The following is a 22,998-nucleotide window of genomic DNA, read 5'->3' as shown; positions in this document are numbered from 1 at the left end:
CCCGGCATTTTCAAAGGAAACACAGTATGCAGACCATCACCACCTCCTGGTTCGTCCAGGGCATGATCAAAGCCACCTCCGACGCCTGGCTGAAGGGCTGGGACGAGCGCAACGGCGGCAACCTGACGCTGCGCCTGGACGACGCGGATATCGAGCCTTTCGCGGCCGATTTCCACCAGAAGCCGCGCTATATCGCGCTGAGCCAGCCGATGCCGCTGCTCGCCAACACGCCGTTTATCGTCACCGGTTCCGGGAAGTTCTTCCGCAACGTGCAGCTCGACCCGCAGGCCAACCTCGGCGTGGTGAAGGTGGACAGCGACGGCGCGGGCTACCACATTCTGTGGGGGCTGACGGATGAAGCGGTGCCAACCTCTGAGCTGCCGGCGCACTTCCTCTCCCACTGCGAGCGCATCAAGGCGACTAACGGCAAAGACCGCGTGATCATGCACTGTCACGCCACCAACCTGATCGCCCTGACCTACGTGCTGGAAAATAATTCTGATTTCTTCACCCGCAAACTGTGGGAAGGCAGCACCGAGTGTCTGGTGGTGTTCCCGGACGGCGTCGGCATTCTGCCGTGGATGGTGCCGGGCACCGACGAAATCGGCCAGGCAACCGCGACGGACATGCAGAAACACTCACTGGTGCTGTGGCCGTTCCACGGCGTCTTCGGCAGCGGCCCGACGCTGGATGAAACCTTCGGCCTGATCGACACCGCCGAGAAATCCGCGGAAGTGCTGGTGAAGGTCTATTCCATGGGCGGCATGAAGCAGACCATCACCCGGGAAGAGCTGATCGCCCTGGGCAAACGCTTTGGCGTCACCCCGATGCAGTCCGCGTTAGATCTGTACCAATAACAACATCGCGCCCCGCTCACCGAGACGGGGCGAAAACCACCTGCAATCCCTACAACTAACTCAAGTCAGTGGAGTAAAAGCAATGAAAATAAAAGCAAGCTTGATCCTCACCGTTGCCGCTCTGGCGTTGTCCGGTTCCGCTTTAGCAGAAGTGAAAATCGCCCTGGTGGCGAAGTCCTTAGGGAATGGATTCTTCGAAGCAGCGAACGTCGGCGCGCAGGAGGCGGCCAAAGAGTTAGGCGATGTAAAAGTGATTTATACCGGCCCGACCACCACCACGGCGGAAGCGCAGATCGAGGTGCTGAACGGGCTGATCGCCCAGGGCGTGGATGCGATCGCGATTTCCGCGAACGATCCGGACGCCGTCGTGCCGGTGCTGAAAAAAGCGATGCAGCGCGGCATCAAGGTAGTGTCGTGGGATTCCGGGGTGGCGAAAGCCGGGCGTCAGATCCACCTCAACCCGTCCAATAACGCCCTGATTGGCGAAACTAACGTCAAGCTCGCCGCCGATGCCCTGAAAGCGCTGAACGTGGAGAAAGGCGATGTGGCGGTGCTGAGCGCCACGCCAACCTCCACCAACCAGAACACCTGGATTGCGGAGATGAAAAAGGTGCTGCCGAAGTACCCGTCCGTCAATCTGGTGACCGTGGCCTACGGGGACGATCTCTCTGACAAGAGCTACCGCGAAGCGGTCGGCCTGCTGAAAACCTACCCGGAGCTGAAAGTGATTGTTTCGCCTTCTTCCGTGGGCATTGTGGCTGCCGCGCAGGCGGTGAAGGACCAGGGCAAGATTGGCAAAGTGTACGTCACCGGTTTAGGCCTGCCGTCTGAGATGGCGGGCGCGGTGAAGTCCGGCGCAAGCAAGAGCTTTGCCATCTGGAACCCGATTGACCTGGGCTATGCCGCAACCTACCTGGCGGATGACCTGGTGAAAGGCACCGCCACGAAAGGTGAGGCCAGCATGGGCAAGCTGGGCAAAGTGAAGCTGGATGCCGACGGCAACGGCGCGATGGCCGAGCCGTTCGTTTACGATGCCAGCAATATTGATAAGTTCTCAAAAATCTTTTGATGCGATTTGTAGGCCGGATAAGCGTAGCGCCATCCGGCAAAAGGCGGGTGGCGCTGCCGCTTACCCGCCCTACAAATTCCCCTGTCCAGGAGAACTATCATGACCCCATTGCTACAGCTTTCTGGCATCACCAAGGTATTCCCCGGCGTGCGTGCTCTTGAGAACGTGCAGCTTGCGCTGTGGCCCGGCAAAGTGACCGCCCTGATAGGCGAAAACGGCGCGGGCAAGTCGACGCTGGTCAAAGTGATGACCGGCATATACCAGCCCGACGAGGGAGAAATTCTCTACAAGGCGATCCCCGTTCACCTTCCGACGCCGGAGTCGGCGCATAAAATGGGCATCACCGCCATTCACCAGGAAACCGTGCTGTTTGATGAACTCTCGGTCACCGAAAATATCTTTGTCGGTCAGTACCTTCACAAAGGCTTCCTGAAAAAGCTCGACTGGCCGGAAATGCACCGCCGGGCGCAGGCTATTCTCGCCCGCCTTGAGGTGCAAATCGACCCGCGCGCAACGCTGAAAACCCTGAGCATCGCCCAGCGTCACATGGTGGCGATTGCCCGCGCGCTGTCGTTTGAGGCGCAGGTGGTTATTCTCGATGAACCCACGGCGGCGCTGTCACAGCATGAAATCCTCGAGTTTTACCAGATTGTGGAGCGCTTAAAGCAGGAGGGAAAAGCCATCCTGTTTATCTCCCACAAGTTCGACGAGATTTTTGAGCTGGCCGATCACTACACCATTTTGCGCGACGGCGTGTTCGTCGGTGCAGGGGCAATAAATGAGATCACCGAGGAGCGGATGGTGTCGATGATGGTCGGGCGCGCCATTACCCAAACCTTCCCGAAAATCGACTGCGAAAAAGGCGAGACGGTGCTGGAGGTGAAAAACCTCTGCCATCCGACCGAGTTTGCGCATATCTCGTTCTCCCTGCGTAAAGGGGAAATCCTCGGCTTTTACGGGCTGGTGGGTGCCGGGCGTACCGAATTGATGCAGGCGCTTTCCGGCGTCACGCGGCCATCGTCCGGGGAAATTATCCTCAATGGCCAGCCCCGGCGCTTCCGCCAGCCTGCGGATGCGATCAAAGCCGGTATCGTCTGCGTGCCGGAAGAAAGGCAGAAACAGGGGGCGATTATCGCCCTGCCGATTGCCCAGAACATCAGCCTGCCTCAGCTCAGCAGGCTCAATCCGAACGGCGTACTGCACGACGACCGCGAATGGAAGCTGGCAGACGAATACGCCAGGCGCCTGCAAGTGAAAGCCTTCAGCTGGAAGCAGGCGGTGGAGACCCTCTCTGGCGGCAACCAGCAAAAGGTGGTGATCGGCAAATGGCTGGCGACGCATCCTGACGTGATCATCCTCGATGAGCCGACAAAAGGCATCGATATCGGCTCAAAGGCAGCCGTGCATCAGTTTATGTCCGAGCTGGTCAGTCAGGGGCTGGCGGTGATTATGGTCTCGTCCGAACTGCCGGAAGTGATGGGCATGGCGGATCGCATTATCGTCATGCACGAGGGGTTGATGGTGGCCGAATACCAGGCGGGAGACGCGACGGCGGAAACCATCGTCAGCGCCGCCAGCGGTGCAAAACAGGAGGCGGCATAAATGCTTAGCTCACTCTTAAAACACCGCGAGGCGCTGCTTGGCGCGGTGATTGTCCTGATGGTCGTCGCCATTGGCAGCCGCGTGCCATCGTTTATCGCACCGGGCAACCTGGTGGAGATGTTTAACGACACCGCCATTCTGATCGTCCTCGCGCTCGGGCAGATGATGGTGCTGCTCACTAAAGGCATCGACCTGTCGATGGCGGCTAATCTGGCCCTGACCGGGATGATTGTCGCCCTGATTAATTTCCATTACCCGGACGTGCCCGTCTGGGCGCTGCTGATCCTTGCCAGCGCGCTTGGGCTGCTGATGGGCGCAATAAACGGCCTGCTGGTGTGGAAACTGGGCATTCCGGCGATTGTGGTGACGCTCGGCACCATGAGCATCTACCGCGGAATGATCTTTTTGCTCTCCGGCGGCGGCTGGGTGAACTCCAACCAGATGGGTGCAAACTTCCTCGACCTGCCGCGTGCGTCAGTGCTGGGCCTGCCGGTGCTGAGCTGGTGCGCCATCGCCGTACTGCTGCTGGTGGGCTACTTCCTGCGCTACAGTCGCACCGGACGGGCGCTCTACACCGCAGGCGGGAACGCCACGGCAGCGTACTACACCGGGATCAACGCCGGGAAAATGCAGTTCATCAGCTTCTGCCTTTCCGGTCTGCTGGCCGGGTTCTGCGGCTACCTGTGGATATCACGCTTTGCCGTTGCGTATGTTGACGTCGCTAACGGTTTTGAATTGCAGGTGGTGGCAGCCTGTGTGATTGGCGGGATCAGCACCATGGGCGGCACCGGCCGCGTGCTCGGCTGTCTGTTCGGGGCGCTGTTCCTTGGCGTCATCAACAACGCCCTGCCGGTGATCGGCGTCTCCCCGTTCTGGCAGATGGCGATTTCCGGCTCGGTCATTGTCATCGCTGTGCTGCTGAACGAGCGCGGCAACAGGCGCAAAGGCAGGCTGATCCTGCGCGACGCGGCGCTGGCACGTCAGAAACTGGCGGTGAAACCATGAGCAAAATGATGACATCTGAAGAGTTCAAACCCACTTCTGCGCCGGGCATCTTCCAGCGCCTGCTGTGCTGGGAGGGCTTCCTGCTGGCGGTGACGCTGGCGGTGTTTGTGGTGAACGCGCTCGCCTCGCCCTACTTCCTCAATATCTGGAACCTCTCCGACGCGACGTTCAACTTCACGGAAAAAGCGATCATTGTGTTACCGATGGCGATGCTGATTATCGCCCGGGAAATTGACCTGTCTGTGGCCTCCACCATCGCGCTCAGCTCCACGGTGATGGGCTTTTGCGCGGCGGCGGGCGTCGATACGCCGCTGCTGGTGTGCGTGGGATTAGGCGTCGGGCTACTGTGCGGGCTGTTCAACGGCATTCTGGTGACGCGCTTTAACCTGTCGTCCATCGTCATCACCATCGGCGCCATGAGCCTGTACCGCGGGATCACCTACATCCTGCTCGGGGACCAGGCGCTGAACAGCTACCCGGAGAGCTTCGCCTGGTTCGGCCAGGGCTACGTCTGGGGCGCGCTGTCGTTTGAGTTCGCGCTGTTTATCGTGCTGGCCGCTCTGTTTGCCTTTGTGCTGCACCGCACCAATTTTGGCCGCCGCACCTACGCCATCGGCAACAACCCGACCGGCGCGTGGTACTCCGGCATCAACGTGAAGCGCCACAACCTGATCCTGTTTGCGCTGGTAGGACTGATGTCCGGCCTGGCGTCGGTGCTGCTCACCTCGCGTCTGGGCAGTACCCGCCCGACCATCGCGATGGGCTGGGAGCTGGCGGTGGTGACGATGGCGGTGCTCGGCGGCGTCAATATTCTCGGTGGGTCCGGCAGCATGGTGGGCGTGATTATCGCCGCCTTCCTGATGGGGCTGGTGACCTTTGGCCTGAGCCTGCTTAACGTGCCCGGCATCGTGATGTCGGTGATTATCGGCGCGATGCTGATCGTGGTGATTTCGCTGCCGATTATTACCCGCCGGGTGATGCAGCGAAGACGGATCTCATAGTCGGGTGGCACTGCGTTTACCCGGCCTACTTAACCGTAGGCCCGCGCAAGCGCAGCGCCGCCGGGCATAAAAATCACAGTAATTAAGGAGAATTATCATGAGCTTTATGTTGGCACTCCCCAAAATCAGCCTGCACGGCGCGGGCGCGATCGGCGATATGATCAATCTGGTGGCAAACAAACAGTGGGGAAAAGCGCTGATTGTCACCGACGGCCAGCTGGTGAAACTTGGCCTGCTCGACAGTTTGTTTTCCGCGCTCGACGCCCATCAGATGTCGTATCACCTGTTCGATGAGGTATTCCCGAATCCGACGGAAGCGCTGGTGCAAAAAGGCTATGCGGCATATCAGGATACGGAGTGTGATTACCTGATTGCCTTTGGCGGCGGCAGCCCGATTGATACTGCCAAGGCGATCAAAATCCTCACCGCCAACCCAGGTCCGTCAACCGATTACTCCGGCGTCGGCAAGGTGAAAAACGCGGGCGTGCCGCTGGTGGCGATCAACACCACCGCAGGCACGGCGGCGGAGATGACCAGCAACGCGGTGATCATTGACGCCGCGCGACAGGTGAAAGAGGTGATTATCGACCCGAACATCATCCCGGATATCGCCGTGGACGATGCCAGCGTGATGCTTGATATTCCGGCCTCCGTGACCGCCGCAACCGGCATGGATGCCTTGACCCATGCGATTGAAGCCTACGTGTCCGTCGGCGCGCACCCGCTGACCGATGCTAACGCGCTGGAAGCGATTCGCCTGATCAACCTCTGGCTGCCGAAAGCGGTTGACGATGGTCACAACCTGGAAGCGCGCGAGCAGATGGCCTTTGGTCAGTATCTGGCGGGCATGGCGTTTAACAGCGCCGGTCTGGGGCTGGTGCACGCCCTGGCGCACCAGCCGGGCGCGACGCACAACCTGCCACACGGCGTGTGCAACGCCATTCTGCTGCCGATCATCGAAAACTTTAACCGCCCGAACGCGGTTGCCCGATTTGCCCGCGTGGCGCAGGCGATGGGCGTTGACACGCGCGGCATGAGCGATGAAGCGGCCAGCATGTCGGCCATTCAGGCGATTCGCGACCTGAGCGCCCGGGTCGGCATTCCGTCCGGATTTAGCCAGCTCGGCGTCACCAAAGCCGATATTGAAGGCTGGCTGGATAAAGCCCTCGCCGACCCGTGCGCGCCGTGCAACCCGCGCACCGCCAGCCGCGATGAGGTCCGCGAGCTGTACCTGGAGGCTTTATGATCCGCAAAGCGTTTGTGATGCAGGTAAACCCGGACGCGCACGAGGAGTACGCACGTCGCCACAACCCGATCTGGCCTGAGCTGGAGGCGGTACTGAAAGCCCACGGCGCGCACCACTACGCCATCTATCTCGACAAAGCTCGCAACCTGCTGTTTGCGACGGTGGAGATTGAATCGGAAGAGCGCTGGAACGCGGTGGCAAACACCGATGTCTGCCAGCGCTGGTGGAAATATATGGGTGACGTTATGCCGTCGAACCCGGATAACAGCCCGGTGAGTTCGGCGCTGAAAGAGGTGTTTTACCTGGACTGATGTGTTAACGCTGCTGCCCCCGAGGCGGCAGCAATCTCCCGCCTGCCACTCAGCGTAAACGCCGACACCACCGTGATCGCCAGCACGAAGCAGCCCAGTATCAGATACGTCTCCTGGAAGCCGACCCGGTCATACATATTTCCGGCAAAGGCGGAGAGGAAGATCGCCGCCGACTGTTTGGCAAACTGGAAGCCAATCAGGTAGATGGTGGCCGACAGGCGCGTATCAAACACCCCGGTGATGTACTTGAATGCCCCCACCAGCAGGAACGGGACTTCCAGCGCGTGCAGCATCTTCAGGGCAATCACCTCCACGGCAGTGGTGGCAAACGACGAGCCGATAATGCGCGTCGCCATGATCACCCCGGCAATCAGCAGCGTGTTTTTCGCGCCGATGCGGTTAATGATCCACGGCGAGCAGAACATAATGATCGCGTTACAGATTTCCCCCGCCGTGGTGGCGAAACCAAAGGCGCGGGTCCCCTCCTGCGGCGTGGCGAAGAAGGTTTTGAAGAAGGTGGCAAACTGCTGGTCGAAGACGTCATACACGCAGGCCACGCCAATCACGTACAGGATGAACATCCACATTCTGCGCTGGCGGAACAGGGTAAAAACGGTTTTAGCGGTGATCTGCGGCTGATTCGCGCCCAGTGCGTTCATCACCTGCGCCGTCTGGTTAGGCTTCGGTTTCGCGACCACCAGCAGCAGCATCAGCAACAGCGCCGCGGCCGACCCCATCCAGAAGACGTACGACGGATCGATGCCGAACAGGATGCCGCCCGTTGAGGCGCACAGCCCCCAGCCGAGACAGCCGAACATACGCGCCTTGCCGTACTCAAAAAAGCTGTTGCGGCTTACGCGCTCAATATAGGCCTCAATCGCCCCCGACCCCGCTGAGAAGACAAAGCCGATATACAACCCACCGCTCAGCGCCCCCAGCCAGATATTGGTTTTCAGCAGCGGGGCGAAGACGTACAGGAAGAACGGCGCGAACAGGAACAGCAGCACCGAGATGATCCAAAGCAGGTGTTTTTTCAGCCCCAGCTTGTCCGAAATGACCCCCAGCACCGGCTGGAAGGCAATGGCCGACAGCGAGATGCAGGAGAAAACAATCCCGGTATGGGTTTTGTTCAGGCCGATGATGTCCGACAGCCAGATCGGCAGGAACGGAAAGCAGGTGGCCATGATGAAGAAGTAGAGAAAGAAGAACAGCCCGAAGATCCAGAAATTAGGGTTGTCTTTGTGGGTACAGGTTGTTGTGTTCATTATTTTTATCCTCAACGGAGGGCCGGTTGCCCGGCCCGTCACCCTTACACGCGTTCCACACCAATCAGAATGGCGGTTTCCGGATCCAGAATCGGCAGTGCAATACCCGCCTGCATCAGCCACTCACCGCTTACCGTTTGCGGCGCGTTCATCCACGCCGGCAGCTTACGCATGGTGTGCCCGCCCTCGCCCGTAATCTGGATGTTCGGGTGATCGAGCAGCGTGATGCGGTACAGCGCGCTGGCGTCTAACCCCGGCATGCGCAGCGGCATCATCAGGGTGTAATCCGGCATCGCGAGCTGGCTGACCAAAAACAGCCCCTGCGTCTTGTCTTCGCTCACTATACCCTGCGCCAGGGTGGTGGCGTCCGGCATATCCACGCGCCACTGGGTGCCGTGATGAATGACCTCTCGCCACCGCTTGTGCAGCGCGGCGTAATGGCGATAGCCTTCACGCTCCTGCGCATCGACGGTGAGCGGATCCAGCTCCAGCCCCATGTGACCAAACAGCGCTGTTAGCCCGCGGAACTGAATGCTGTGCTGGCGGAAGGTGGCGTGACATTTATGATGACCAATATGCGCCCCCATCACCTCCGGCGGGAAGAAGTAGCTCATGCCGCGCTGGATAGTGTTGCGCTCCAGCGCGTCGTTGTTGTCGGACGCCCAGAAGCGGTGGCTGCGGGTCAGCACTTCGTAATCAATACGCCCGCCACCCGACGAGCAGGATTCAAATTCAATGTGTGGGAAACGCTCGCCCAGCACGTCCAGCAGGCGATAAAACTGGCGCGTCTGGGCATCGGCGGCGGCTTTGCCCTTGTGCCCTGGCTGCACCAGCTCGCGGTTCATGTCCCACTTCACGTAGTCGACCGCGTGTTCGCCCAGCAGCCAGCTCATGCGCTCGACCAGATAATCAAAGGCCTGCGCAATATTGAGATTGAGGACCAGCTGGTGTCGCCCGGTCGCCTGGGCGTAGCCCGGCAGCGCCAGCACCCAGTCAGGGTGCGCACGATACAGATCGGAATCGGGGTTAATCATCTCCGGCTCAACCCAGATACCAAACTCCATGCCGAGCTGTTTAACGTGATCGATCACCGGCTTAAGGCCGTTCGGGTATTTTTTCTCGTCCAGATACCAGTCGCCCAGCGCGGCGTGGTCGTCGTTGCGGCCTTTAAACCAGCCGTCGTCAATGATAAAGCGCTCCACGCCCAGCGCTGCGGCCTCGTCGGCCATGCGCATGATGTAGTCCGGATCGTGGTTGAAGTAGATCCCCTCCCAGGTGTTGAGGTGCACCGGGCGCGGTTTATCTTCCGGGAAGCGGATAACGTTGTCGCGCAGGTAGCGGTGGAACTGCTGGCTCATGCCGTTCAGCCCGTGCGGGGAGTGGCTGGCATACAGGCGCGGCGTCCAGAGCGTTTCCCCCTCTTCAATCGCCCTTTCACCCGGCAGGTAGAGCGCTTCGGCCTGCATATAGCGGCGGCCATCGGTTTTCACCTCTGCGCGCAGGCGGTGGTTACCACTCCAGCCCAGATGCACGCCCCAGACGTTGCCGTGCATTTCACTGAATGACGGCGTACCTGAAATCAGCGCCGGGAAATGTTCATGGGAGGTTTTACCCCGACGGTTTTCAATCACAAAGCTGTCATGTTCAAGCATCACGCGGTGCGGCTGAAACTCCCTGATCCAGCGTCCGTGGAAGGCCATCACCTCCTGCGCGCGTTCGGCCACCGGCAGCGTCACGGCAAAGCGATCCACCTGCCACGCCTGCATTTTCAGGTTGGTTAACCCATGACGCACCACCAGTACGCCGCTGGCATCCAGCGTTATTTCACTGGTCAGGCGCAGGCCTGCATGCTCGTCTTCAGCAGTGATTGTCAAGGCGTTTAACGCCTGCTGCACCTGCGTGGTTTTAAATACCGGCGATCCGTCCAGCCCCTGGCGGTGCCCCTCGATGCCCGGCGAGCCAAACAGCCCATGCCCCAGCTCTGCCATCAGCGTGACGGGGGAGTCGACGTCCAGCCTGCCATTAGCAACCGGACGCGCAATACTCAGCGCATCCTGCGGCGAAAAGTGCTGAAGGTGTGGCCCCCAGTAGAGAATTTCGGCGAACGGGTGGGTTTTAATCACCACGTCTACCGTATTGCTTTCAAGTCGAAAAATGGAATCTTGCATCAGACATCTCCTGTCATCGGGATGTCCTGAGTGTTGATCCGAAACGTTTCGGATACAAACCAAAACGTTTCGGATCTGTGATCGGGTTTGGAAATTTTTGGTTAATCAGGCCGTCTGGCCTGGGGAGAATTCTGGCTGCCAGAGCACCTGAAGGGTGTCAATGTCGTCGCCATTAATCAGCTGGCGCACCATATCGGCAATCTGTTTCCCTACACCCTGACGGGTAGACTGGATCACCGCCGCGACGTCGATATCGACAATGCTGTCCTGCGGTAAGCCGTCATAGACCACCAGCGAAACGGCATTTTCACCGGTTAAGCGCCCCATCTGCGCCAGGGCCATCGCTGCGCCGTCGCCGTGGGTGTTGCAGTCGGTAATGATGGCCGTGGGCGGCTGCGGCAGGGAGAGAAGTTCTTGCGTGGTGGCATACCCCACGCGACGCGAAGGGGGCATGGCACGCAGCCATTCGCTGGAAAGTCCGGCTTCCCGCAGCGCGTCCAGGTAGCCCTGGCGGCGCTGGGTGATGAATGCCTGGTTGTTGCTTTCGCCCAGCAGCGCAATGCGCTGATGGCCTTTCTCGATCAGCCAGCGGGTGGCCTGATATGTGCCGGCATAGTTGTCGAAATCGAACCACGCGTACGGCTGCGGGAGCTGGCTGCGGCCGAGCGCCAGGAACGGGAACCCGGCGGCCTGTAGCTGCTCAAGACGCGGATCGTGATCCAGCGTATGCGCCACAATCAGCGCATCCACGCGTCGGCTCTGCACCATGCGCATATAGCTGTGTTTGTCCGCCAGATCGTCGTCAGCGATGAGCAGCAGGTCAATCTCATGTCGCGCCAGTTCGTGGCTAATTTCGCCGACCATGTCCATAAAAACGCTGTTATTGAGCGGAACAGGATGCACCGGAAACACCAGCCCGACGGCGTCGATTTTGCCCATCTTCAGGCGACGGGCAAAGGTATTTGGTCGGTAGCCACGGCGCTGGGCCTCCGCTTCCACGCGGGCGCGCGTCTCAGCAGAAACGTCGTCATACCCGTTGAGGGCGCGGCTGACGGTGGTAACAGACAGCTCCAGTTCTTTGGCAATGGCTTTAAGCGACATGATTTTCCGTATCTTTGTTAGTTTTGTTCCGCCACCAGCAGCGCGTGCGTATCTGGCTCCAGCGCCTTAAAGATATGCGGCTGGTCAGCGGGGTAGCAAATGTAATCTCCCGGGCCGAGCTCTTCCGCCGCGTCGATCAGACCGACCATCGCCCGCCCCTGGGTCACGATAATATGCTCAACCGAACCAGGCGGATGGGGCTGGGAAATACGGTCTGCCCCCGGCTGAGTCAGCAGCAGATAGATATCACGACGCGCGCCAGGCGGACACGCCGCGAGCAAAATCGCCTCGTAGTTCGCCTGCCCGGCGACGACTTTTGTGCCCTCGCCGCGGCGGATCACCTGCGTGACGGGTTGCTGCGGCTCCAGTAACCGGGCAAACGGAATATCCAGCGCCACACAAAGCGACCACAGCGTTTCCAGGCTAGGATTGCCGTTGCCAGACTCCAGTTGAGAAAGCGTAGATTTGGCGATCCCGGCACGGCGGGCAATTTCCGCCAGTGAGAGCCCGGTTCGCAGGCGTTCTCGCACCAGGCTTTTGGCGATCACGCTGATTGGCTGCGTCATAATAACGGCCTCTTTCTCTCTATAACGAACGAATCGTTCGTCTTGTAAAACGTTTCTGATGCGTTCATTATAATGGAAATACGTTCGATATGGCTAAAATGGTATGAAGAATCACCTCTCTTGCCTGAAAGGCGACACGATAAAAGCGATCGTCCTGGTCTGCCTCGCGGTGGGCGTGGTCGGCATGTCTTATGGCTCACTGGCGATGGCCTACGGTTTCCCGCTGTGGGTGCCGTTTGTCCTCTCCCTCACGGTGCTGGCAGGCGCATCCGAGTTTATGTTTATCGGTATCGTGGCGAGCGGCGGCAATCCGCTGGCAGCGGCAGCGGCCGGTTTACTGGTTAACGCGCGCCATGTGCCGTTCGGCGTTACAGTGCGTGAACTGGTGGGCAAGCGCGGCCTGAGCTTTCTGGGCTGTCATATCATGAATGATGAAAGTGTGGTGTTCGGCCTGTCGCAAAAAACCGCCGAGCAGCGTAAAGCGGCCTACTGGCTGTGCGGGCTGGGCGTGGCAATCATCTGGCCGCTGGGGGCGGTGCTGGGCGCGATGGTCGGCAAGCTGCTGCCAGATCCGGAAACCATCGGGCTGGACGCGGTGTTCCCGGCGATCCTGCTGGCGTTAGTGGTGCCGGCATTTAAAAACCGTACCACGCTGATCCGCGCCTGTAGCGGCGCAGTGTTGTCGCTGGCCGCCGTACCGTTTGCGCCGGTTGGCCTGCCGGTGCTGCTCTCTTTGCTCGGCCTTGCCGCGAGGAAAAAATAATGGAAAACATGACGGTCTTTATTCTCGGCATCGCCATTCTTTCTGCCGGAACCTATCTGATGCGTCTTGGCGGAGCGAAGCTTGGCAACCGACTGGCGCTTTCAGAACGGTCGCAGGCGCTGCTTTCAGACGCGGCTACCGTTTTGCTGTTCTCCGTCGCGCTGGCGACAACGTTTTATGAAGGGGATCATTTTGCCGGGATGGCGCGCGTACTGGGGGTGGGGTTCGCGGTGTTTCTGGCCTGGCGCAAAATGCCGTTAATTGTGGTGATCATCGCGGCGGCGGTGGTAACGGCGCTGCTGCGTCTGGCGGGATTACATTAATAACTTTCCTTTCCTGGCGATGATATATTCGTCAGGAAAATCAGTCCCTTCAGGAATGTGGCCTCGTCCACAATAATCATCTCTTCCTCACCGTCGTCTTGTCATACCCCGCTGACATTTTCATGCTCAGCCTTATATCGCCTCACCCGTAGAATCAGGTTACGCAATTCTCAACGGAGTGAAACGATGGCGCACCTGACGTCCGCTTGTATCGATCTCAATATTCAGGGCAACAGCCCCTATTCCATCCTGAAACAGCTGGCGGAGATGGCCTGGCAAAACGGCTTTGTGTCCGACCGCGCCGCATTTTTACAAACGCTGCTTTTACGCGAAAAACTGCACTCTACCGGCTTCGGCAACGGAGTCGCCGTGCCGCACGGTAAAAGTCGTGTGGTCATACAACCGTTTGTTCTGTTCGCACGTAAAGCCTCCAGCGTGGACTGGAAGGCCAGCGACGGCGAAGCAGCAACCTGCTGGATCTGCCTTGGCGTGCCGCAGCAGGGAGAAGAGGCGCAGGTGAAGCTGATTGGCACCTTGTGCCGGAAGATTATTCACCCCGAATTTATCTCACAACTCAAACAGGGCGGTCAGGAGCAGATCCTCACACTGCTCAACCAGACGCTGAGCGAATAAGGAGCAAACAATGGGAACGTCGTTACGGTTAGTGGCCATCACCAACTGCCCGGCGGGTATCGCGCACACCTATATGGTCGCCGAAGCGCTGGAGCGAAAGGCCCAGGAGCTTGGGCATAGCATTCAGGTTGAAACGCAGGGCGCCAGCGGGGTGGAAAACCATCTGAGCAACGAGGCTATCCGCGCCGCAGACTACGTGATTCTGGCGACCGGGCGCGGGCTGAGCGCCGACGATCGCGCGCGCTTTGCCGGTAAACAGGTTTATCAGCTCCCCATATCCCAGGCGCTGAAAAACATAGAGGCCATATTTGATAACTTACCCACGCAGTCGCAGCTTTTCGCCACCGATAGCAGCGTGAAGCTGGGAAAACAGGATGTGCAACAGGGCAGCGTAATGAGCCACCTGATGGCGGGCGTTTCTGCCGCGCTGCCGTTCGTTATCGGCGGGGGGATTCTGGTAGCGCTCGCCAATATGCTGGTGCAGTTCGGTTTGCCTTACAGCGATATGTCGAAAGGCGCACCGTCGTTTACCTGGGTTGTCGAATCGATCGGTTACCTGGGCTTCACCTTTATGATCCCGATTATGGGCGCGTACATCGCCCTGTCGATTGCCGATAAACCCGCCTTCGCACCGGCTTTTCTGGTGTGCTATCTGGCGAACGACAAAGGGCTATTGGGCACGCAGTCCGGCGCGGGATTTCTTGGCGCGGTGGTGCTGGGACTGGCAATAGGTTACTTCGTGCTGTGGTTTCGCAAGCTGAAGCTTGGGAAAGCGTTGCAGCCGCTGCTGGGCTCGATGCTGATCCCGTTCGTGACGCTGTTGGTGTTTGGCGTATTGACCTGGTACGTTGTCGGGCCGCTAATGTCCGATCTGATGGGTGCCCTGCTGCATTTCCTCAACACCATACCACCGTCGATGAAGCTCGGCGCGGCCTTCCTGGTGGGCGCGATGCTGGCGTTCGATATGGGCGGTCCGGTCAATAAAACTGCGTGGTTCTTCTGCTTCTCGCTGCTGGAAAAACATATCTACGACTGGTACGCCATCGTCGGCGTGGTGGCGCTGATGCCACCCGTTGCCGCAGGTATCGCCACTTATCTGGCGCCGAAGCTGTTTACCGAACAGGAAAAAGCGGCCGCCAGCAGCGCCATTGTGGTGGGCGCGACCGTCGCCACCGAACCGGCCATCCCTTATGCGCTGGCGGCCCCACTACCCATGCTGACCGCAAATACCCTGAGCGGAGGGATCGCGGGCATGCTCACTATCTCGTTTGGTATTCAACGCCTGGCACCCGGTCTTGGCGTGTTCGATCCGCTGATTGGCCTGATGTCGCCGGCTGGCTCGTTTTATCTGGTGCTGGCCATCGGCCTGGCGCTGAACATTGCATTGATTATCGTTCTGAAAAGCGGGTGGCTGAAGCGCAAAGCTGCCCATATGGAGAAGGCACATGAACATTGATTTACTGAAATCCCTTTGCGACGCCAGCGCGGTCAGCGGCGACGAACAGGAAGCGCGGGATATTTTGATCGACACCCTTGAAGGCCATGCGGATGAGATCGCTTTCGATGGACTGGGCAGCGTTATCGCCCGCAAGGGCACGCGCGGGCCGAAGGTGGCGATTGTCGGGCATATGGATGAAGTGGGCTTTATGGTCACCCACATCACCGGGGCGGGATTTATCCGCTTCGACACCCTCGGCGGCTGGTGGAGCCAGTCGATGCTCAACCATCGCGTGACAATTCGCACCCGCAGCGGCGCAAAAATTCCGGGGGTGATTGGCTCAGTCGCGCCCCATGCGCTGAGCGAGAAGCAAAAGCAGCAGCCGATGACATTTGATGAGATGTTTATCGATATTGGCGCGAACAGCCGCGAAGAGGTGGAAAAATACGGGATTGCAATGGGGGATTTCGTCTGCCCGGAAGCGAACTTTGCCCGCTGGGGCGAGGACAAAATTGTCGCCAAAGCGCTGGATAACCGCGTGGGCTGCGCCTTAATGGCCGAGCTGCTGCTGACGGTGAACAACCCGAATATCACCCTGTACGGCGTGGGCAGCGTCGAGGAAGAGGTGGGCTTACGCGGGGCGCAAACCTCCGCCGAGCGCATTAAGCCTGACGTAGTCATTGTGCTGGATACCGCCGTCGCAGGCGACGTACCGGGCATCGACGCCATTAAATATCCGCTAAACGTGGGCGACGGCCCCGGCGTGATGCTGTTCGACAAACGCTACTTTGCCAGTCAAAAGCTGGTGGCGCTGCTCAGGCAAAGTGCAGAAAAAAAAGGCGCCCCGCTACAGTTCAGCACCATGAAAACCGGCGCGACCGACGGCGGGAGATATAACGTGATGGGCGGCGGGCGGCCCGTAGTGGCGCTTTGTCTGCCGACACGGTATTTGCATGCCAACAGCGGTATGATCTCCCAAAAGGATTATGACGCGGCGCTGAACATGGTGCATGAACTGCTGATGTCGCTTGATGAAACGCAGGTCGCCGCGCTAACGGATTTTCGCTAAGGACCCGCCATGCTCAACGAACGTCAGTTTGCTTTACTCGATGCGCTGGAGTCGCAGCCTGCGGCGCTCAGCGGCCTGGCCCAGCATACCGGCGTTTCTGCCCGCACCATCCTGCGTGATATCGACTACATCAATTTCACCCTCAGCGGCACAGCGCGTATCAGGGCGAAGGGCAGCACCCTGTACCAGCTGGATATTGCTGACAGAAAACAGTATTTCCGACTGTTACAGCGCCATGATAATGATGACCGGCTGCTGGCGCTGCTGCTGATCCGCCCGGTGATGTCCCGCGCGCAGCTGGCGGATGCGCTAAACCTTCCCGATGCCTGGATTGCTGAGCGTCTGCCGCGCCTGCGGCAGCGCTATGCGCGCGCATTCCCGCTCGCCAGCCGTCCCGGCGCCGGGTACTTCATTGATGTCGACCCGGATAAGCGCCTGATCCTGCTGGCTAACCTGTTCAAAAAGGATCCGCTGGCGTTTCCGCTGGCGGGGATCGCCCCGGCAACCTTATCCATGCTGCACGCGCACTGTCAGAGCCTGACGGCGTGGCCGGATATTCAGGCAGATTATCGGGCCAGCATGGTTCTGGCCGGATACGCCCTGCGCCAGCAGCTTCCGGTTTCAGCCGATGCCTCCGGGTCTGGCGCGCTTCGCGACTGCTGCGAGCGGACAGGGATCTGGCTCAGTCCGACGGTGATTAACGTCATCGCCACCACGCTCAATCGGTTACAGCAGCGCGCCAACGGTATCACGTCAGAGTATGTCGCCGGCCAGCTGGCGAGGCTGTCCGCAGTTGGGCAGCCGCAGGTGATCGACGCTCAACTGAAAGACGACCTGACCGCACATCTGAAACGTTGCGTGGCTATGCCAAACTGGCTGCCGGAAAGCCGCCCCGGCTCCATGAATAACCTTAAGGCCGCGTGGCCTGCCGCGTTTGATATGAGCGTAAAATTTATCAACCAGTTGCGCGCGGAGATGGATATTCCGCTTATCGACAGCGATCTGCCGGGACTCTATTTCGCCTGTGCACTGGAGCGACACCACAACGCATGGACGCCCATCTTTCTGCTTGCCGATCAAAACGCCATTGCGACCATCAATAAAATGGCCATTGAGCGAGAGGTGATGAACTGCCGCGTCGTTGTCGCCTTCACGCCCGATGAACTTGTGGCCCTGACAGACGAAAGCCAGCCGGCGCTGATTGTGAATAACAGCCACTTTCTGCTGGATGACGCTCTGCGTAATGTGCTGGTTATCCGCAACATCATCACGGCGGCGGGTATCGATCAGATTAAGGATTATTTGGCCTCGGCATTTATTCGCCAGCAGCCGGAACGCTTTTTCCCGCCCGAGGGATCTTTTCACTACGTGAACCGCATCGGCGAAAGCTGGGATGAAGTCATTGCTGCCGTTACCGCGCGGCTCTTTGAAAAGCAGTTGATTACCCGAGATGAGGCGCTGCGCATTGCCCAACGCGAGCGGGAGGGCGAGAACCTGATCGTCAACCACGTGGCGATCCCTCACTGCTGGAGCGAGGCTACCGGGCCATTTCGCGGATATTTTATTACGCTGGAACGCACGTTTTACGTGAACAGCGAACCCGTGAAGCACGCCCTTATCGCCTGTGCCAGCGCGGAAAATCGGCAGGAGCTGAAAGTATTTAGTTTTCTGGCCGGCATGTTAAGCAGTCATTCGCCGCAGCAGATCGACCGTGTGGACAGTTACGAGACATTTATTGCGTTATTGCGCTGATGAAAGGAACTGTCCCTGCACAGAAGAGCAGGGACAGAACGATTATCGCGCAGGGAGCGTGTCGACGTTAAGCGTCAGCGTCTCGTTAAAATCCGTGGTGTTGGTAACGCTAAATGCCTTGTCAGAAAGATAGGTCGTAATCATCATGGTGGCGGTGAACTGCTGGCCCGCCACTTCCGTGCCGTTAACCGCAGCCAGTGCTTTTTCAGGCTTCAGCGTAATCTGTGATGCGCCCCCCTGAACGGCGACCGCACCAATATCAACCGCAGCCAGCTGCACGGGGCTCCCATCCACCCGCCCATCTTTAAATTCGATTTTCATCGCGCCGCTGTCTGTAAAGCGATACGCCATGTTCTGTCGGGCAGCACCGTCAATGGAGATGCGCATTTTGCGCGCATCCGGACACAGGACTGAAACCTGAAACTCGCGCGTGACCGAGGCATAACCGTTATAGACTTTACCCACATGCTCAGTAGAGGCCTGCCGCATATCCTCCTTACGGTAGCGCCCGTAATCGACTTTCTTCACCGCCGACATCATTTCACAGGTGCCGTCCTCGGCCTGCGCCATTCCTGAAAGTCCCGCTGCGCCGCAGAGCAGCATAAGCATCAGCGCGTATTGACGAACGTTATTCAGAGACATTTCCCTGTCACCTCTTCATAGAATTTATTCGGTTCTGCCTCCGGCAGGGTGTACGTCAGCCTGCAACGCCCTTCATCCAGCTTCGCATACAGCTGCTGGCTGGCAGAGATATCGTTCAGGAAGATCACGCCGTCTTCTGGCGCGCTCGTCACATACTCCCCTGCCGCGTCCACAATCGAGACGCCTTCCGGCAGCGGCGTACCGTCCGCACGGCGTATACTGAGCAGCACGCGGCGCTGGCTTAACGTCGCAAACTCCCACTTCGCCACAGCGCCATGAGACGCTTTGATCGCCGTTCTGCCATTTCTTACGTCCAGATTGCCTGGCAGGCTTTCCGTGTTGATCTCAATCGTGCTTTCACGGAACGGTGACAGCGCGGGAATAATCACCTGGCCCCATTTATCGGTCCATACCGCGCCGCGTGTGGTGTCTATCTCAATGCCAGCCACCGGTTTATCCAGTCTGGCAATGGCGTACGTATCGGTCACGCGATAAGGCGAGAAGGTCACCCCGTCGCTGTGGGCGACAATCCCGCCGCTTAACGCTGCTGAGTAGTTGGTGTTGCTGTCGTTATCCCCTCCTGCCGCCAGCGCCAGGTTGGTGTAATGCAGATTACTGTTCAGCGAGCTGTCCCAACTGGTGGTGTTCTCTTCCTGGTCCTGAGTGACCCCCACCGTGTACTGGTTCTCAGCGTTGAGCGAGCCCATCGCCCGCGTGCCATAGGAACGCTTACCTTCGCTTTCGCGATACCAGGAGCTGGTTGTCACGCCTGAGCGTCCCAGCGGGATCGACACGTTTACGTAAAACTGATCGTTGTCGCTGCTGTCGTGCCGGCTAACATCCGACTCCCAGTTCACGCTCACGTTGAAATATTTAAAAGTCTGTGACCACGACGAGATAAACCGGCGGCTGTCATAATCGCTGTTCCAGCTCTCGTTGCGATAATAGCTGAGGGAAAAGCGGCCCAGCGTGGTACTCGACCAGTTGATACCGACGCTGGTGTCGTATTTGGTTTGCGATATATCGTCATCGTCGCCGTAAAGTTCCGTCATCTCGCGGTAGTCCGGTGTGCCATAGCTGCCGCCCAGCGAAAGCCCAATGCCCCACGGCAGGGAGTAACCCAGATCCAGCGTCGTTTTGTTGCCGTCCGTTTGCGTCTGGTTGTCTATCGACGCCAGAAAACCGAGCGATGCATATAGGTTCTGTACCGGAACCGTATCCAGGTTGCCAGAAAAACCGTAATAGTGGTTATCCGCCATCACCATACCGGCCAAGAAATTGACACGCTTATTGACAGACCAGCCGTTGTTGGCGGACACCACCCACGGATTTTCAAAGCGTGAGTCCATGTCTTCAACGCGGCCCATCGCCAGCGTAAAGCCCGGGGCGCGGCCCACGTGGTTGCTGCGGAACGTACTTGCCGAGACAGTGAATCGGTTTTCGCTGCCGTCAGTCTCGGTGACCGTTACGTTCAGGTCGGTGTTGAGGTTCGCCAGCGGCACGTCATCCAGGTTGAACGGACCGGCAGGAACCAGCGTTGAGTAAATAAGCTGTCCGCCCTGGCGGATATCGACGCGCGCCTGCGGATTACGGGCAATACCGCTGACTTCGACGCCCGTCCCCACCTGAGGAGTGAGTGCGGTATCCGGCATCATCTGGACCCCGTAAATTCCCGGAATACTGAAGCGGCTGTTGGCGATGTTAATCTGGCCACCCTGCACCATCACGCCATAATCGGTAAAGGTACGCTGGGCATAGGTGTAGAGGGAGTCAACCTCAAAATCCTGATCGCTGCCGTCGCTAATGAACTGCGTGCTGCGCACAATCCAGTCTCCGGCATTAAAGCCCATTTCAAAGGTCGACTGGAAACGGTCAGCGTTCTCACCATCGTATCGGTTATGCGTGCCGAACATAGAGTAATTCAGCAGAGCTGCACGTCCGCCACGCACCTCGGCGAACTGTCGGCCATAATCAGGGTCGATCGCTTCAGGCGGTACAACAACCGATATTTCATCAATATCCGGCGAAGTCTGAATCGTTGATCCGGACCAGTAGTGATAAATCTTCGGGCAGGTGCCTCTTTTCGTCTGTTTAATCAGGCCCGCGTTTTCCAGAAACGCTTTATCAATACAGGGCGTTCCTTCCTCATCAAATTTCACGGGCATAATATTGCGCTGCTTACCATTAATATTAACCGTCACATTATGGTAGCCAGGGGTAAAACGGGGAGTGAGGGAATAGTAATCCGCAATGGCCGGATCAAGCCCGTTATTTTTTAAAGCATCGCTGTCAAATATGGCTCGCGCCAGTTCCAGAGATTCATTCGCATTAGAGGAAATCTCAGCCCGAATATTAAATGCCAGCACGCTAAGGCAAAACACGAGCATTCCCTTTTTACAGGAACCGTTTAACATAACTACTCCATGTTTGTTAAGTGATTTTATTGCTGAAGGTCGGCGATATAATTCCCTGCCTTATAGCCATAACGCGTTGCCGGATAGATTTCAATTTGTTTTTCGGATGCTGATATTTTGGCTGGGGCGCTGGCCATCATTTTTTCGCCAGGAAGAATGTAAGTCTTAGCTAATGTCGCGATCGTACCCGAGGCCATTAATTTCACCTTTTGCTCCAGTCGGATGACATAAGGCGTATTATTCTCAACCGTGACATTGCCATTTTTTATCTGCCAGGTGAGTGCCTTCCAGGGTTCAATATTTACCGGCAGGCCAGCCGGGTGAATAATGACGGGAAGGTTCTGGCTAAACACCACTTTAACTTTATTTTTTTCACGCTGAGGGATAGCGGTAAAAATGACACGCTTGAAATGTTCCACCTTCAGCGGCTCAGCGCTGATTTTCAGCACAAAACGTACGCGCTGGGTTTTACCCGCATCTACGCGCACAACCGGCTGCGTGGCAAACAGGCCCGGCTTGGGGTCGTCCGGGAGATCAATAATTTTGGTGTACAGCAGCTGTGCTTCAGCATCCGTGTTTTTAACATCCATGCTGGCCCCCTGCTTGTCTTCATTGACAATAAGCAGCGAGGTATCCGGCACCATCCCGGCAGCCATACCGTTAAATGAGGCCAGCAGGCAGGCACAGATCAGCGTTCTCTTTAAAAGCAGCATAATATTAGTCCATTAATATTGGTAATGACACCCCGCCGGAGTGGGGTGTCAGGTATTTCATGATGCGCGGGTGCGATTACAGATAAACCAGCTCAACGTTGGTTAAGCCGTCCAGGGTGGCTTCATCCGTGATATTTAAATCATCGGTTGGGTTAATCATCGCGGCGACACCCACGTTAAAGTTAACCTTGGTTTGTGCGACAGGCGTGCCACCCGCAGTGTCACTGAAGGAATATAATTCGCTTTTGTCTGTGTTAACTTTTAAATAGCGCTCTCCACCTGTTGTTGCCCACGATGTTCCGTTATCGCGCGATGCGGTAGGATACAGTTCATCGCCAGCGTCGTTCGTGACAGCGCCTTTCGTAAGCTGAATCCCTAATGAATAGGCACCAATTTTCTTACCATTGTACATACCCAGCCCTGCGGTTTGGTACGCCTCTCTCCCAAATTCCGTATCAATAAATTCTGTCGGCAAAACTTGAGTTGGTCCTGAGTCTGCATGGGCATCATTAAACGTTACTGCAATGCGGGTGGCCTCTTCACAGGTAATGGAAACAGGAATAATTTTTACATCCGCCAATGGTGTAGCCGAAGTGGAATTCAGTGAAGACGCACTTATCGTGCCATAATCGGCAATACCACCACCGCTAATAAATGCCGGTGTACAGGAAGAGGGGACGATTTTACCGGTCACCTGAATATCAACACTGGAAGCTGCCAGAGCAGAGGACGCCACGACAGCCAGCGCGGACGCCAGCATTCCTTTTTTAAACATCGCGTTCATTTAATTTCCTTATAAAAGTGAAATACAAAATATGCCAAATAATTAATATTTGGCCTAAGGGGGGTACTACTAAACATTGTTTTAGAAAGTAGCATTACAGATAGCTCAGATCAATAACCCCAAAACGTTTTAGGATTAGAGCCTGAGGAATTCCTTAAATCTCAAGATCTATAATAAATATTTTATATATGAAACTTAAAATAACCGAATGCAACCGCCAAAAACATTCATTGAATAAATACAAGGAATCAACTGGCCAGACCATTTATTTAATAT

The 22,998-nt window shown here is 57.6% G+C and carries 21 protein-coding genes; 13 read left to right on the top strand and 8 right to left on the bottom strand.

What is annotated here, in order from left to right:
- The first annotated feature begins 26 nt into the window (after positions 1 to 26).
- The 7 genes from rhaD to rhaM all read left to right on the top strand — a co-directional run bounded on the left by rhaD (position 27) and on the right by rhaM (position 7,091).
- Complete coding sequence (gene rhaD / locus IM290_RS18010) at positions 27 to 857, top strand: rhamnulose-1-phosphate aldolase (RefSeq protein WP_015569930.1); 831 nt, start codon at positions 27 to 29, stop codon at positions 855 to 857.
- 82 nt (positions 858 to 939) lie between these two features.
- Positions 940 to 1,926: a rhamnose ABC transporter substrate-binding protein gene (gene rhaS, locus IM290_RS18005; RefSeq protein WP_032649875.1), complete on the top strand. Its 987-nt coding sequence runs from the start codon at positions 940 to 942 to the stop codon at positions 1,924 to 1,926.
- 99 nt (positions 1,927 to 2,025) lie between these two features.
- The gene (locus IM290_RS18000; RefSeq protein ID WP_015569928.1) at positions 2,026 to 3,528 is read left to right on the top strand and encodes a sugar ABC transporter ATP-binding protein; all 1,503 of its coding nucleotides are present in this window, start codon (positions 2,026 to 2,028) and stop codon (positions 3,526 to 3,528) included.
- Positions 3,529 to 4,533: an ABC transporter permease gene (locus IM290_RS17995; protein ID WP_193041451.1), complete on the top strand. Its 1,005-nt coding sequence runs from the start codon at positions 3,529 to 3,531 to the stop codon at positions 4,531 to 4,533.
- The gene (locus tag IM290_RS17990; protein ID WP_193041450.1) at positions 4,530 to 5,534 is read left to right on the top strand and encodes an ABC transporter permease; all 1,005 of its coding nucleotides are present in this window, start codon (positions 4,530 to 4,532) and stop codon (positions 5,532 to 5,534) included. The genes IM290_RS17995 and IM290_RS17990 overlap by 4 nt, the downstream gene beginning before the upstream one ends.
- Before the next feature lie 97 nt (positions 5,535 to 5,631).
- Positions 5,632 to 6,780, top strand: a complete 1,149-nt coding sequence (fucO, locus tag IM290_RS17985) for a lactaldehyde reductase (protein WP_193041449.1) — start codon at positions 5,632 to 5,634, stop codon at positions 6,778 to 6,780.
- Positions 6,777 to 7,091, top strand: coding sequence for an L-rhamnose mutarotase (gene rhaM / locus IM290_RS17980; RefSeq protein WP_015569925.1), 315 nt, complete (start codon positions 6,777 to 6,779; stop codon positions 7,089 to 7,091). The genes fucO and rhaM overlap by 4 nt, the downstream gene beginning before the upstream one ends.
- Here the strand turns inward: rhaM and IM290_RS17975 are convergent.
- The 4 genes from IM290_RS17975 to IM290_RS17960 form a co-directional block, all read right to left on the bottom strand.
- On the bottom strand, positions 7,079 to 8,356 hold the full coding sequence (locus tag IM290_RS17975) for an MFS transporter (RefSeq protein ID WP_015569924.1): 1,278 nt from the start codon (positions 8,354 to 8,356) through the stop codon (positions 7,079 to 7,081). The genes rhaM and IM290_RS17975 overlap by 13 nt on opposite strands.
- 44 nt (positions 8,357 to 8,400) lie before the next feature.
- Entirely contained in the window at positions 8,401 to 10,524 is a 2,124-nt protein-coding gene (locus IM290_RS17970) for an alpha-galactosidase (protein ID WP_193041448.1), read from the bottom strand.
- A gap of 105 nt (positions 10,525 to 10,629) precedes the next feature.
- Positions 10,630 to 11,625 carry a LacI family DNA-binding transcriptional regulator gene (locus tag IM290_RS17965; protein ID WP_193041447.1) on the bottom strand — a complete coding sequence of 332 codons (996 nt, stop codon included), beginning with the start codon at positions 11,623 to 11,625 and terminating at the stop codon, positions 10,630 to 10,632.
- Between the two features lie 17 nt (positions 11,626 to 11,642).
- A complete protein-coding gene (locus IM290_RS17960; RefSeq protein WP_003861973.1) occupies positions 11,643 to 12,191 on the bottom strand; it encodes a helix-turn-helix domain-containing protein in 549 nt (182 codons plus the stop codon).
- Positions 12,192 to 12,294: 103 nt separating this feature from the next.
- On the opposite strand from IM290_RS17960, the gene IM290_RS17955 reads away from it, so the two are divergent.
- The 6 genes from IM290_RS17955 to IM290_RS17930 all read left to right on the top strand — a co-directional run bounded on the left by IM290_RS17955 (position 12,295) and on the right by IM290_RS17930 (position 18,169).
- On the top strand, positions 12,295 to 12,954 hold the full coding sequence (locus IM290_RS17955) for an AzlC family ABC transporter permease (protein ID WP_015569922.1): 660 nt from the start codon (positions 12,295 to 12,297) through the stop codon (positions 12,952 to 12,954).
- Positions 12,954 to 13,277, top strand: coding sequence for an AzlD domain-containing protein (locus tag IM290_RS17950; protein ID WP_193041446.1), 324 nt, complete (start codon positions 12,954 to 12,956; stop codon positions 13,275 to 13,277). The genes IM290_RS17955 and IM290_RS17950 overlap by 1 nt, the downstream gene beginning before the upstream one ends.
- A gap of 186 nt (positions 13,278 to 13,463) precedes the next feature.
- Complete coding sequence (locus IM290_RS17945) at positions 13,464 to 13,910, top strand: PTS fructose transporter subunit IIA (RefSeq protein ID WP_193041445.1); 447 nt, start codon at positions 13,464 to 13,466, stop codon at positions 13,908 to 13,910.
- A gap of 10 nt (positions 13,911 to 13,920) precedes the next feature.
- Entirely contained in the window at positions 13,921 to 15,366 is a 1,446-nt protein-coding gene (locus IM290_RS17940; protein WP_193041444.1) for a PTS fructose-like transporter subunit IIBC, read from the top strand.
- On the top strand, positions 15,356 to 16,417 hold the full coding sequence (locus IM290_RS17935) for an aminopeptidase (protein WP_193041443.1): 1,062 nt from the start codon (positions 15,356 to 15,358) through the stop codon (positions 16,415 to 16,417). Before IM290_RS17940 ends, IM290_RS17935 begins: the two co-directional genes overlap by 11 nt.
- Before the next feature lie 9 nt (positions 16,418 to 16,426).
- On the top strand, positions 16,427 to 18,169 hold the full coding sequence (locus IM290_RS17930) for a putative frv operon regulatory protein (protein ID WP_193041442.1): 1,743 nt from the start codon (positions 16,427 to 16,429) through the stop codon (positions 18,167 to 18,169).
- 42 nt (positions 18,170 to 18,211) lie between these two features.
- Here the strand turns inward: IM290_RS17930 and IM290_RS17925 are convergent, their stop codons facing one another.
- The 4 genes from IM290_RS17925 to IM290_RS17910 form a co-directional block, all read right to left on the bottom strand.
- On the bottom strand, positions 18,212 to 18,811 hold the full coding sequence (locus IM290_RS17925) for a hypothetical protein (protein ID WP_193041441.1): 600 nt from the start codon (positions 18,809 to 18,811) through the stop codon (positions 18,212 to 18,214).
- Positions 18,802 to 21,225: a fimbrial biogenesis usher protein gene (locus IM290_RS17920; protein ID WP_193041440.1), complete on the bottom strand. Its 2,424-nt coding sequence runs from the start codon at positions 21,223 to 21,225 to the stop codon at positions 18,802 to 18,804. Before IM290_RS17920 ends, IM290_RS17925 begins: the two co-directional genes overlap by 10 nt.
- A 26-nt stretch (positions 21,226 to 21,251) precedes the next feature.
- On the bottom strand, positions 21,252 to 21,938 hold the full coding sequence (locus IM290_RS17915) for a fimbria/pilus chaperone family protein (protein WP_193041439.1): 687 nt from the start codon (positions 21,936 to 21,938) through the stop codon (positions 21,252 to 21,254).
- Positions 21,939 to 22,014: 76 nt separating this feature from the next.
- Positions 22,015 to 22,722, bottom strand: coding sequence for a DUF1120 domain-containing protein (locus IM290_RS17910; RefSeq protein ID WP_193041438.1), 708 nt, complete (start codon positions 22,720 to 22,722; stop codon positions 22,015 to 22,017).
- Positions 22,723 to 22,998: the final 276 nt, after the last annotated feature.

Source organism: Enterobacter cloacae complex sp. S1 (assembly GCF_014930525.1).
In the GTDB taxonomy this organism is placed as follows: Bacteria; Pseudomonadota; Gammaproteobacteria; order Enterobacterales; family Enterobacteriaceae; genus Enterobacter; species Enterobacter hormaechei_C.
This window is presented reverse-complemented; position numbering and strand designations above follow the sequence as displayed.

Bases quoted from the DNA above. Each gene is read 5' to 3' on its own strand.
- IM290_RS17915 (WP_193041439.1), bottom strand. From the start codon at position 21,938: ATGCTGCTTTTAAAGAGAACGCTGATCTGTGCCTGCCTGCTGGCCTCA.
- IM290_RS17945 (WP_193041445.1), top strand. From the start codon at position 13,464: ATGGCGCACCTGACGTCCGCTTGTATCGATCTCAATATTCAGGGCAAC.
- IM290_RS17990 (WP_193041450.1), top strand. From the start codon at position 4,530: ATGAGCAAAATGATGACATCTGAAGAGTTCAAACCCACTTCTGCGCCG.
- IM290_RS17925 (WP_193041441.1), bottom strand. From the start codon at position 18,811: ATGTCTCTGAATAACGTTCGTCAATACGCGCTGATGCTTATGCTGCTC.
- IM290_RS17935 (WP_193041443.1), top strand. From the start codon at position 15,356: ATGAACATTGATTTACTGAAATCCCTTTGCGACGCCAGCGCGGTCAGC.
- rhaM (WP_015569925.1), top strand. From the start codon at position 6,777: ATGATCCGCAAAGCGTTTGTGATGCAGGTAAACCCGGACGCGCACGAG.
- IM290_RS17975 (WP_015569924.1), bottom strand. From the start codon at position 8,356: ATGAACACAACAACCTGTACCCACAAAGACAACCCTAATTTCTGGATC.
- IM290_RS17950 (WP_193041446.1), top strand. From the start codon at position 12,954: ATGGAAAACATGACGGTCTTTATTCTCGGCATCGCCATTCTTTCTGCC.
- IM290_RS17940 (WP_193041444.1), top strand. From the start codon at position 13,921: ATGGGAACGTCGTTACGGTTAGTGGCCATCACCAACTGCCCGGCGGGT.
- IM290_RS17910 (WP_193041438.1), bottom strand. From the start codon at position 22,722: ATGAACGCGATGTTTAAAAAAGGAATGCTGGCGTCCGCGCTGGCTGTC.
- IM290_RS17920 (WP_193041440.1), bottom strand. From the start codon at position 21,225: ATGTTAAACGGTTCCTGTAAAAAGGGAATGCTCGTGTTTTGCCTTAGC.
- rhaD (WP_015569930.1), top strand. From the start codon at position 27: ATGCAGACCATCACCACCTCCTGGTTCGTCCAGGGCATGATCAAAGCC.
- rhaS (WP_032649875.1), top strand. From the start codon at position 940: ATGAAAATAAAAGCAAGCTTGATCCTCACCGTTGCCGCTCTGGCGTTG.
- IM290_RS18000 (WP_015569928.1), top strand. From the start codon at position 2,026: ATGACCCCATTGCTACAGCTTTCTGGCATCACCAAGGTATTCCCCGGC.
- IM290_RS17960 (WP_003861973.1), bottom strand. From the start codon at position 12,191: ATGACGCAGCCAATCAGCGTGATCGCCAAAAGCCTGGTGCGAGAACGC.
- IM290_RS17970 (WP_193041448.1), bottom strand. From the start codon at position 10,524: ATGCAAGATTCCATTTTTCGACTTGAAAGCAATACGGTAGACGTGGTG.
- IM290_RS17930 (WP_193041442.1), top strand. From the start codon at position 16,427: ATGCTCAACGAACGTCAGTTTGCTTTACTCGATGCGCTGGAGTCGCAG.
- IM290_RS17995 (WP_193041451.1), top strand. From the start codon at position 3,529: ATGCTTAGCTCACTCTTAAAACACCGCGAGGCGCTGCTTGGCGCGGTG.
- IM290_RS17965 (WP_193041447.1), bottom strand. From the start codon at position 11,625: ATGTCGCTTAAAGCCATTGCCAAAGAACTGGAGCTGTCTGTTACCACC.
- fucO (WP_193041449.1), top strand. From the start codon at position 5,632: ATGAGCTTTATGTTGGCACTCCCCAAAATCAGCCTGCACGGCGCGGGC.
- IM290_RS17955 (WP_015569922.1), top strand. From the start codon at position 12,295: ATGAAGAATCACCTCTCTTGCCTGAAAGGCGACACGATAAAAGCGATC.